The organism is Arthrobacter sp., assembly GCF_031179985.1.
Taxonomy (GTDB): domain Bacteria; phylum Actinomycetota; class Actinomycetes; order Actinomycetales; family Micrococcaceae; genus Arthrobacter.
This window is the reverse complement of sequence record NZ_JAPSHJ010000069.1, coordinates 1-8,203: the sequence shown is the minus strand read 5'-3', so window position 1 is coordinate 8,203 and position 8,203 is coordinate 1. Positions and strand designations below refer to the sequence as shown.

Genomic DNA, 8,203 nt, shown 5'->3' with positions numbered 1-8,203 from the left:
GCAGAGGCCGGAACCATCGGGTCCATCGACACGGCACGGACTGTCACGGGAGCCCCCTCAGGCAATAACTTCGTCCGGGTGGTCGGACCGAACGCCGGCGGTCCCGGCGTCAACACGGTGACGACGAACCTGTTCACGGTGCAGGGCCTGATCTCCACGGCCACGGACGGTGCGCCTTCGACGCCGGACCTGGCAGCCGCCAGTGACAGCGGCCGCTCCTCCGCGGACAACGTAACGAATGTGACCACCCCCACTCTTACCGGCACGCTGCCGGCCGGTACGACCGGACCAGTCCAACTGGTCGTCGACGGCGCACCGCGCGCTGCCACGGTCACGGGTTCCACATACTCCCTGAAGCTGGCGCCGCTGGCCCAGGGCCGCCACACGGTCCAGGCGCGCGCAGGTGCGCTGACCTCCGCTGAGCTCACGTTCACCGTAGACACCACGGCACCGACTGTTTCCGTCACTGCACCGTTCCCGTCCACACCCAGCCTGGACAACACGCCCACGCTGAACTTCAGCAGCGCCGACGCGCAGGCACAGTACGAATGCCGGCTGCTTCCCACCAACGGCGCCTGGGATCCGACGTGCGCCTCACCGAAGACCTGGGACGCGCAGACCAACGGCTACCACACCTTCAGTGTCCGAGCCACGGACATGGCCGGAAACATCGGTGTCGTTGCCAACCGGAACATCCGCATCGGCACGGGCACGGGAGTCACCAGCGTCATGCAGGACTTCAACGGTGACGGACGTGCTGACATCGTGGCACGCGACTCCAGTGGCGTGCTGTGGACGTACCTCGGTAACGGCTCAGGCAGTTTCCCGAACCGGATCAGGGTTGGTGCAGGCTGGAACGTCATGAACTCCATCAGCGGGACCGGAGACCTCACCGGAGACGGCCGCGCTGACATCGTGGCCCGTGACTCCGCCGGAGTCCTCTGGACCTATCGCGGCAACGGCTCCGGCGCCTTTCCCACCCGGGTCCGGGTTGGGGCAGGCTGGAACACGATGAAGAGCATCAGCGCTGCCAGCGATGTCACCGGCGACGGACGGAGTGACCTGCTCGCCGTTGACTCCCAGGGCGTCCTGTGGAGCTACGCCGGCAACAACACCGGCACCTTCCCAAGCCGGGTCCGCGTCGGCGCAGGCTGGGGCACCATGGCCATCAGCGCAGCCGGTGACATCAACCGCGACGGCAAGGCCGACCTGGTCGCACGGGATGCCAGTGGAGTCCTGTGGTCATACATGGGCAACGCCGCTGGCGCCTTCCCCACCAGGGTCAGGGCAGGCGCAGGCTGGAATGCCATGAACGCCATAAGCGGCGCCGCAGACCTCAATAGCGACGGACGTGATGACCTCGTGGCACGCGACCGCAGCGGTGTCCTCTGGTCCTACCTGGGCAGCGGCACAGGCACCTTCCCGAACAGGGTCCGGGTTGGCGGAGGCTGGAACATCATGAACGTCCTCGGCTAGGCCTTCAACAGTCCAGTCAGCAAAAGCACCGCCCGCGTACACCCAGTACGCGGGCAGTGCTTTTGCTCTGTCCGGACAGTGAACAGGGCTAGCGGACCACAGCCAGCGCGAAACCGTCCCAGCCCTTGGACCCCACCGTCTGGATGACAGTGGCGTCCAAACGGCTGTCTTCCCCCATCATTTTCAGGGCACTGATAATCCCCGGCGCGTTGACCTCGTCCAGGGCAGGGTCCAGCACCGCACCCTCCCACACCACGTTGTCCATGACGATGGTGGTACCGGGCCGGCCCAGGCGAACGGCCCACTGCAAGTACTGGGGGTCGTTCTCCTTGTCCGCGTCAATAAAGACAAAATCGAAGGGACCCGCGTCCTCATCTTCCAATGCGGGCAGTGTATCGAGCGCCGCACCGATCCGGATTTCCACTTTGTGGCCGACTCCGGCGGCGTCCACATTCTTCCGGGCAACGTCGGCATGCTTGGTCAGGTATTCGCACGTCACCAGCCGGCCGTCGTCGGGAAGCCCCTGAGCCATCCAAATGGTGCTGAACCCGGCCAGGGTGCCGATTTCCAGCACCCGTTTCGCGCCCGATGCTCTGACCAGTAACTTCAGCAGCTTGCCGGCGTTCGGGGTCACCTCGATGGCCGGCATCCCTGCGTCGGCGGCGGACTGCACCGCGCGCTGCAGGTCGGTCCCCTGATGCACGACGGCGTCCGACAGAAACTCTTCTACGGCCACCCACTCCGGCCGGGACTTATGCTCGATCATGGCCTTCTCATGCCTCCTCGTCGAGCCTGACACCCGCTCCTTCGAGCGCCCGCTCCAGGCGCTCGACCTTCCCCGTCAGCTCGCCCTCATGGCCTGGCCGAATGTCTGCCTTTAGCACGAGGGACACGCGGGGCCCATACTCACCCACAGCTTCAGTTGCCCGCTTGACGACATCCATCACCTCGTCCCAGTCACCTTCTATCTCTGTAAACATGGAACTGGTCCGGTTCGGCAGGCCCGACTCCCTCACGACCTTGACTGCCGCCGCAACGGCGTCATGAACCGAGTCGCCGACGGTACCCGAGGGAGCTACTGAAAACGCTACGATCACTGGAATCTCCTATGTACTCTTTGGGCACAAAAGCATGCTCATGGGCGGAGGCTGCATCGCCAGATCTTCCTTGGTGCGGCCTGAGGATGCAAGCACTGTGGGTTCAGTCTGGCACGGCCGAAAAAGGCAGCCGAACGTGTGCTGCGTCATATTGCCGGGCTACCAATCGGTAACGAAGTAGGCCGAACGCTGCGTTGCTAACCTGAAGACATGAACCTCGCAGTAGAGCGCAAGCCCCTTCGTGCCGACGCTGCCCGCAATGTGGACAAGATCATCAATGCGGCCCGCGAGTGTTTCAGGGAGTATGGCCCGGATGTTCCCCTGCAGACCATCGCTGCAACTGCAGGAGTAGGGCCGGCAACACTCTTCCGCAACTTCTCGGACAAGGAGCAGCTGGTCTTGGCTGCGCTGAACCGCCAACTCCGGCTGACCGTCGACCCGGTCATAGATATCGCATTGGCCGGCCAGGACGCCGCCGATGGCCTTTTCCGCGTCATCGATTCCGTGATGGCCGCGGCAAGCGAGAATGCCAATTTGCTCGGCGCCGTGGCGGGGCGCCGCGATCTCCTGACAGGCATCACCGGGAGCCTCATCGAATCCGTTGGGATCCTCCTCGGCCGGGGCCAAGGGCAAGGCACGCTCCGCACAGACATCTCACTGACCGACATGGTGCGACTGCTTGCCATGCTCATCGGAGTGGTGGACACGATGGAGCCGGGCTCTGATGCCTGGCGCCGGCCTGCTGCCCTGGTTGAGGACGCCATACGCTCCGAGCGGCCGGAGCGGTCACTGCCGCCGCAGGTGCCGATGCCTGGAATGCAGCTCGACTAGCACAGTTCCGCCAGCACGGGATATTCCGCTGAACTAAACTCCACAGTAAGCTGGGCAGACCAGTGGTTAGGCAGCCAGCCTCGGGTACGTTTCCATTGCACGGAGCAAAACATGGCACTTTCACGAGTGAATAAGTCCGCGGCTGGGTTAGCATGAACCGCTCCCAACTCGCCCATTTCATGAAAAGTTCCGGTGATCCGGAAGAGACCCTCACTGCGGCCACCACAGATGAGCTGGGAATTATCGTGGATGCGCTGTACCGCAACCTGGACACTCCCAAGCCCGTGTTCGGAGCCCAGGACTGGTATGACCTCGCCACCGAGGAACTGGCCAGGCGCTCCGCACCGTCCTCGCCGGACGCCTACGGAGCGGCTTAACCCGGCGGCAGGTCATGTGCGGGATCAGTTCCAGCCCGCGAGCCGGAGCAGAGCCGCGGTTCCAGCGCCCGCCAGGACAACCACCAGGAATGGAGCGCGGAACAGCAGCGCGACACCGGCCGCCGCGAGCGCTCCGAGCCGGGCGTCCAGAAGGAGCTCCTGGCCCGATGCTGCGGCGTTGACTACCGTCAGGGAGGCAAGCAGGCCGATAGTCATTGTTCCGGCTATGCGCGACGTCCTCGCATTTTTCAGCAGCGTGGCGGGGACGAGGTAACCCACAAGCTTCCATGCGTAGGCAAGCAGGCAGGACAGCAGCAGCCACAACCAAAGATTCATGCGGAATCACCGGCTGTACTTCCGCCTCTCGGATGGGATCCGTGCTGCCTGCGTTCATCGTAGGGATTGATGTCGGGCTCCAGCCCTTCATCCCTGGGCCCGTGGCTGAACCAGCCAAAGAGCGCCGCAACAGCCGCAGCCACCAGGATCGGCACACCTGCCGGAACGAACGGAACCGCCAGGACGGTGGCAAGCGCGCACAAGATCGCGATGGCCACCGGCTCCTTGCCTTTAAGTCTTGGCCAGAGCAGCGCCAAAAACGCCGCCACTGCGGCGCCGTCGAGCCCCCACTGTTTGGGATCGCCCAAGGCGCTGCCCGCGAGCGCCCCTACGGCCGTGAAGACGTTCCACAGGATGAAGATGCCAAGCCCCGCGGTCCAGAATCCGCGCTGCTGTTCCAGAGGATCGGTCTGTCCCGTGCTCGTGGCGGTGGATTCATCAATGGTCAGCTGGGCGGCCGCGTACTTGCGCCAGCCTTTCGGATGCAGCAGCACATTCAGCTGCATGCCGTAAATGCCGTTGCGCATCCCCAGCAGAGTAGCGGCTCCCATCGCGGCAAGTCCCGATCCTCCTCCGGCAACCACGCCAATGAAGGCAAACTGCGAGCCGCCGCTGAAAAGCAGCAGGCTCAGTGCCATCGTCTGCCAGAAATCCAGTCCGGACGTCACGGAGAGGGCACCAAAGGAAACGCCGTAGAGGCCAGTTGCCACGCTGATGGACAGGCCCACCCGCACCGCCGGGGACTGCAGGAGGTGGGAAGGGAAAGTGAGGGGCATGGCACCACTCAATCACAGCTTGCAGGAGCGGTTACACAGGCTGCAGTTGGGCCAACACCTGCGCCGGCCGGTTGGTGGTAATCTCCTGGAACCCCATCCCCAGGCACAACGCCACGTCCTCGGCCGTGTCCACCGTCCACACCCTGAACCTGCGGCCGGAATCCAGCCAGCGGCGGACAGTGGCGGCATGCTCCCGGACATAGGCGATGCCGGGACCTGCCATCCCCACATCGCAGGCGTTGAGGATCCGCTCGCCCTCAAGCTGGGCAGCCTTCATAACGTTGGCAACGGCACCGCCGGTCAGTGGACCAAGGCCAAGGTCCCGGCGGATTTCCACCACGTTGATGTCGTCTACAAGCTGGCAAATGAACTCAGCAGGGACGGACTTACGCAAATGCCGCACGGCATCGGGACTGAAGCTCATGAAAGTGACCCTGATGTTGTCCAGCCGGGACGTCCGCAGGTTCCATCCCTGCGCCCGGAGGACATCCAGCACCCGGTCTTCGAGTTTGAGCTGATAGGGGCTGGGGTGTTTCAGCTCGATGGCCAGGCCGATCTCGCGCCCTGCGCCACGGAGCAGATCCAACAGATCGGTCAAAGTCAGAAACTGGTCCGAGCGTGGGCCGAAGGCTTCCGGAATCCGGACGCCCTTCCACGACGAGAAATCCAGCTGGCGCAGCTCCTTGAGGGTCCGCTCGGCCACGGGACCTGTACCATCCGAGGTGCGGTCGAGATTGGCATCGTGCAGCAGCACCACATGCTGGTCCCGGCTTAGCTGCACATCGCACTCCACACCGTCGGCACCGTCGGCGAGGGCCTGAAGATACGCCGCCCTGGTGTGCTCCGCGAAATCCGCGCTGGCGCCCCGATGGGCATACACCAAGGGACGGAGTGAAGCGGACGCGTCGGTTGTCATGCTGACACGTTAGCCGACGGCCCCGGTGAAAGCGGGACTAGGCTGGGCACATGCAGGTGAACTCTGAGACAACCACCAAGCCCGCCGCCCCCCACGCCGGCCCGCTCCGCCGGACGCCGCCGGCTGCCACGCCAAACCAGTTCGCAGAGGGTGATGCTGAGAAGGCCGCTGCGCTTCGGAAGATGAAGCTCCTGGCGCTCTCCCTGCTGATCGCCATGGCCGTTGTGTTCACCATCGCCTTTGCCCTGCAAAAGCAGTACCCCTGGCTGGAATACGTGCGGGCTGCTGCAGAGGGCGGGATGGTGGGGGCACTCGCTGACTGGTTTGCGGTAACTGCACTGTTCAAGTATCCGATGGGCGTGAAAATCCCGCACACCGCCATCATTCCCCGGCGCAAGGACCAAATCGGAGCATCACTCGGCGAGTTCGTGGAGACCAATTTCCTCTCCGAGCAGGTGGTTCAGGACAAACTGGCCAGCATCAACATCGCCGGCAAGGCGGGCCAGTGGCTGTCCGCCCCGGGTGGTGCCGAGCGCGTAGCGAAGGAGGGCGGTGCTGCCATCCGCGGTGCGTTCAAGGTCCTCAATGACGACGACGTCCAGGCAGTAATCGAGGGCATGGTCCGCCGGCATCTGCTGGCTCCCCCGTGGGGACCACCGGTAGGTCGGATGGCCGAACGTATCTTCGCCGAAGGCCACCACCACACGCTGGTTGACCTCCTGGTGGACCGCGCCGCGGACTGGGTGGCAGCCAACCACGAGACGGTCAGCCGCCTGGTCACGGACCGCTCCCCGCAGTGGGTGCCCAAGATCGTGGACGGCCTAGTGGGCGACAAAGTTTACCTCGAAATCCTCAAGTTCACGAGGGCCGTCCAGGCAGACCAGAACCACGAGGTGCGCCGGTCGATCGACAAGTACCTCACAGACCTGGCCCACGATCTGCAGTACGATCCTGCGATGATAGCCCGTGCAGAAGGCATGAAAGCCCAGATCCTGGGAGACCCCGAAGTCCGTGAACTCGCCTCGCGGACCTGGTCGACCATCAAGAGTGCGCTGCTGACCGCCGTCGACGATCCCGACAGCGAACTGACGGTCAGGTTCAAGGCGGCCGTGCGTGACTTCGGAGCACGGCTGGTCAATGACGAAGAACTGGCGGGCAAGGTGAACACCTGGATCGGTGACGCCGCGGGCTATCTTGTCCGCACGTACCGTTCCGACATTGCCGGCGTCATCACCGACACGGTGGCCCGCTGGGATGCGGAAGAGACCTCGCGGAAGATTGAACTGCAGGTGGGCAAGGACCTTCAGTTCATCCGGATCAATGGCACCGTGGTGGGTTCGATGGCCGGCCTGGCGATCTTCACCGTTGCGCATCTGGCCTTCGGCTGACACTCGTCCTGGCACCCGGGACTGCACAGGAGGCGCATTTTTAGCCTACAGTCCGCCCCGGCCTCGAGTCGGCGATCGACCGGCCCCGGTACGTCCGGTGCCCGTACCGTATGTCGTGCGAGAAGTTCCCAAACGAGGAGCTATGGATTCCCTACCCTCGATCTCTGCAGCGGGCCGGCAGGCCCGTCCAGGCCGGGCGTTCCCACGCACCGGCCTTTTGCTTGTCTGCCTGCTTGCCGTGGCAGCCCTCTCTGCTCCTGCCACGATAGCCAGCCCGGTGAATTTGGCAGCTGTGGGCGATAACTTCCAGCCAGGTGCGCCGAGCCTGGGCGATCCGTACTATCCTCTCGACGGCAACGGCGGCTACGACGTGGCTCGCTACATCCTGGACCTCAGCTATCACCCCGCCACTGATGTCTTGGCCGGCACCGCCACTATCCGTGCCCAGGCAACCCACAGTCTTTCGTCCTTCAATCTGGATCTGGTCGGCCTGAACGTACGTTCCGTCACCGTCGACGGTGAGAAGGCCTCCTTCATCCGTAGTGGTAAGGAGCTCACAGTCACGCCGGCCAACGGCGTCACAAACGGAACGGTCTTCGAGACCAAGGTGAAGTACGACGGCGTGCCCATCCTTTTGAACGAACAGCTCGGCCCGCTGGGCTTCTTCCATACAGACGATGGGTCGCTGGTGATCGGGCAGCCGCACGTTGCCGCCACCTGGTTCCCGGTGAATGACCACCCACTGGACAAGGCCGCGTTCACGTTCCGGATCACGGTGCCGAAGGGCCTGGAAGCGGTTGCCAACGGATTGCTGGAGGAACACGGCTCGAAGGACGGCAAGGCCACCTGGACGTGGCGGGCGGACGAACCGATGCCCGCCTATCTCGCGACGGCGAGCGTGGGGCAGTTTGAACTGAACAAATACAAAAAGAACGGGATCAGTTACATCGATGTGATCGATCCCGACCTCTTCACCCCAGTGGTGCAGGCGAAAACAGGTAAGAAC

At 63.8% G+C, this 8,203-nt stretch carries 9 protein-coding genes and 1 pseudogene; 5 read left to right on the top strand and 5 right to left on the bottom strand.

The features are described from left to right. On the top strand, positions 1-1,476 hold a 1,476-nt coding region (locus RIN13_RS18940), incomplete at its 5' end, for an FG-GAP-like repeat-containing protein (protein ID WP_309108861.1). 88 nt (positions 1,477-1,564) lie between these two features. Here the strand turns inward: RIN13_RS18940 and RIN13_RS18935 are convergent. Further along, on the bottom strand, positions 1,565-2,242 hold the full coding sequence (locus RIN13_RS18935) for an O-methyltransferase (protein WP_309108860.1): 678 nt from the start codon (positions 2,240-2,242) through the stop codon (positions 1,565-1,567). Positions 2,243-2,249: 7 nt separating this feature from the next. After that, entirely contained in the window at positions 2,250-2,573 is a 324-nt protein-coding gene (locus tag RIN13_RS18930; protein ID WP_309108859.1) for an MTH1187 family thiamine-binding protein, read from the bottom strand. A 210-nt stretch (positions 2,574-2,783) separates the two neighbouring features. Here RIN13_RS18930 and RIN13_RS18925 point away from each other — a divergent pair, with 210 nt between their 5' ends. Together RIN13_RS18925 and RIN13_RS18920 are read left to right on the top strand one after the other, a co-directional pair. Then, on the top strand, positions 2,784-3,404 hold the full coding sequence (locus RIN13_RS18925) for a helix-turn-helix domain-containing protein (RefSeq protein WP_309108858.1): 621 nt from the start codon (positions 2,784-2,786) through the stop codon (positions 3,402-3,404). Positions 3,405-3,556: 152 nt separating this feature from the next. Further along, entirely contained in the window at positions 3,557-3,781 is a 225-nt protein-coding gene (locus tag RIN13_RS18920) for a hypothetical protein (RefSeq protein ID WP_309108857.1), read from the top strand. Positions 3,782-3,805: 24 nt separating this feature from the next. On the opposite strand, the gene RIN13_RS18915 is transcribed toward RIN13_RS18920, so the two are convergent. The 3 genes from RIN13_RS18915 to RIN13_RS18905 are packed head-to-tail and all read right to left on the bottom strand — an operon-like array spanning position 3,806 to position 5,809. Beyond that, positions 3,806-4,117 (bottom strand): AzlD domain-containing protein, encoded by a 312-nt coding sequence (locus RIN13_RS18915; RefSeq protein WP_309108856.1) that lies wholly within the window; start codon positions 4,115-4,117, stop codon positions 3,806-3,808. After that, positions 4,114-4,893 carry an AzlC family ABC transporter permease gene (locus RIN13_RS18910; RefSeq protein WP_309108855.1) on the bottom strand — a complete coding sequence of 260 codons (780 nt, stop codon included), beginning with the start codon at positions 4,891-4,893 and terminating at the stop codon, positions 4,114-4,116. The genes RIN13_RS18915 and RIN13_RS18910 overlap by 4 nt, the downstream gene beginning before the upstream one ends. A gap of 31 nt (positions 4,894-4,924) precedes the next feature. Further along, a complete protein-coding gene (locus tag RIN13_RS18905; RefSeq protein WP_309108854.1) occupies positions 4,925-5,809 on the bottom strand; it encodes a glycerophosphodiester phosphodiesterase family protein in 885 nt (294 codons plus the stop codon). Positions 5,810-5,859: 50 nt separating this feature from the next. Between RIN13_RS18905 and RIN13_RS18900 the strand changes: the two genes are divergently transcribed. Further along, on the top strand, positions 5,860-7,197 hold the full coding sequence (locus RIN13_RS18900) for a DUF445 domain-containing protein (protein WP_375164799.1): 1,338 nt from the start codon (positions 5,860-5,862) through the stop codon (positions 7,195-7,197). 142 nt (positions 7,198-7,339) lie between these two features. Further along, a pseudogene (locus RIN13_RS18895) lies at positions 7,340-8,203 on the top strand (hypothetical protein); the annotation flags it as partial.

Bases quoted from the DNA above. Each gene is read 5' to 3' on its own strand.
- RIN13_RS18935 (WP_309108860.1), bottom strand. From the start codon at position 2,242: ATGATCGAGCATAAGTCCCGGCCGGAGTGGGTGGCCGTAGAAGAGTTT.
- RIN13_RS18910 (WP_309108855.1), bottom strand. From the start codon at position 4,893: ATGCCCCTCACTTTCCCTTCCCACCTCCTGCAGTCCCCGGCGGTGCGG.
- RIN13_RS18900 (WP_375164799.1), top strand. From the start codon at position 5,860: ATGCAGGTGAACTCTGAGACAACCACCAAGCCCGCCGCCCCCCACGCC.
- RIN13_RS18925 (WP_309108858.1), top strand. From the start codon at position 2,784: ATGAACCTCGCAGTAGAGCGCAAGCCCCTTCGTGCCGACGCTGCCCGC.
- RIN13_RS18905 (WP_309108854.1), bottom strand. From the start codon at position 5,809: ATGACAACCGACGCGTCCGCTTCACTCCGTCCCTTGGTGTATGCCCAT.
- RIN13_RS18915 (WP_309108856.1), bottom strand. From the start codon at position 4,117: ATGAATCTTTGGTTGTGGCTGCTGCTGTCCTGCCTGCTTGCCTACGCA.
- RIN13_RS18920 (WP_309108857.1), top strand. From the start codon at position 3,557: ATGAACCGCTCCCAACTCGCCCATTTCATGAAAAGTTCCGGTGATCCG.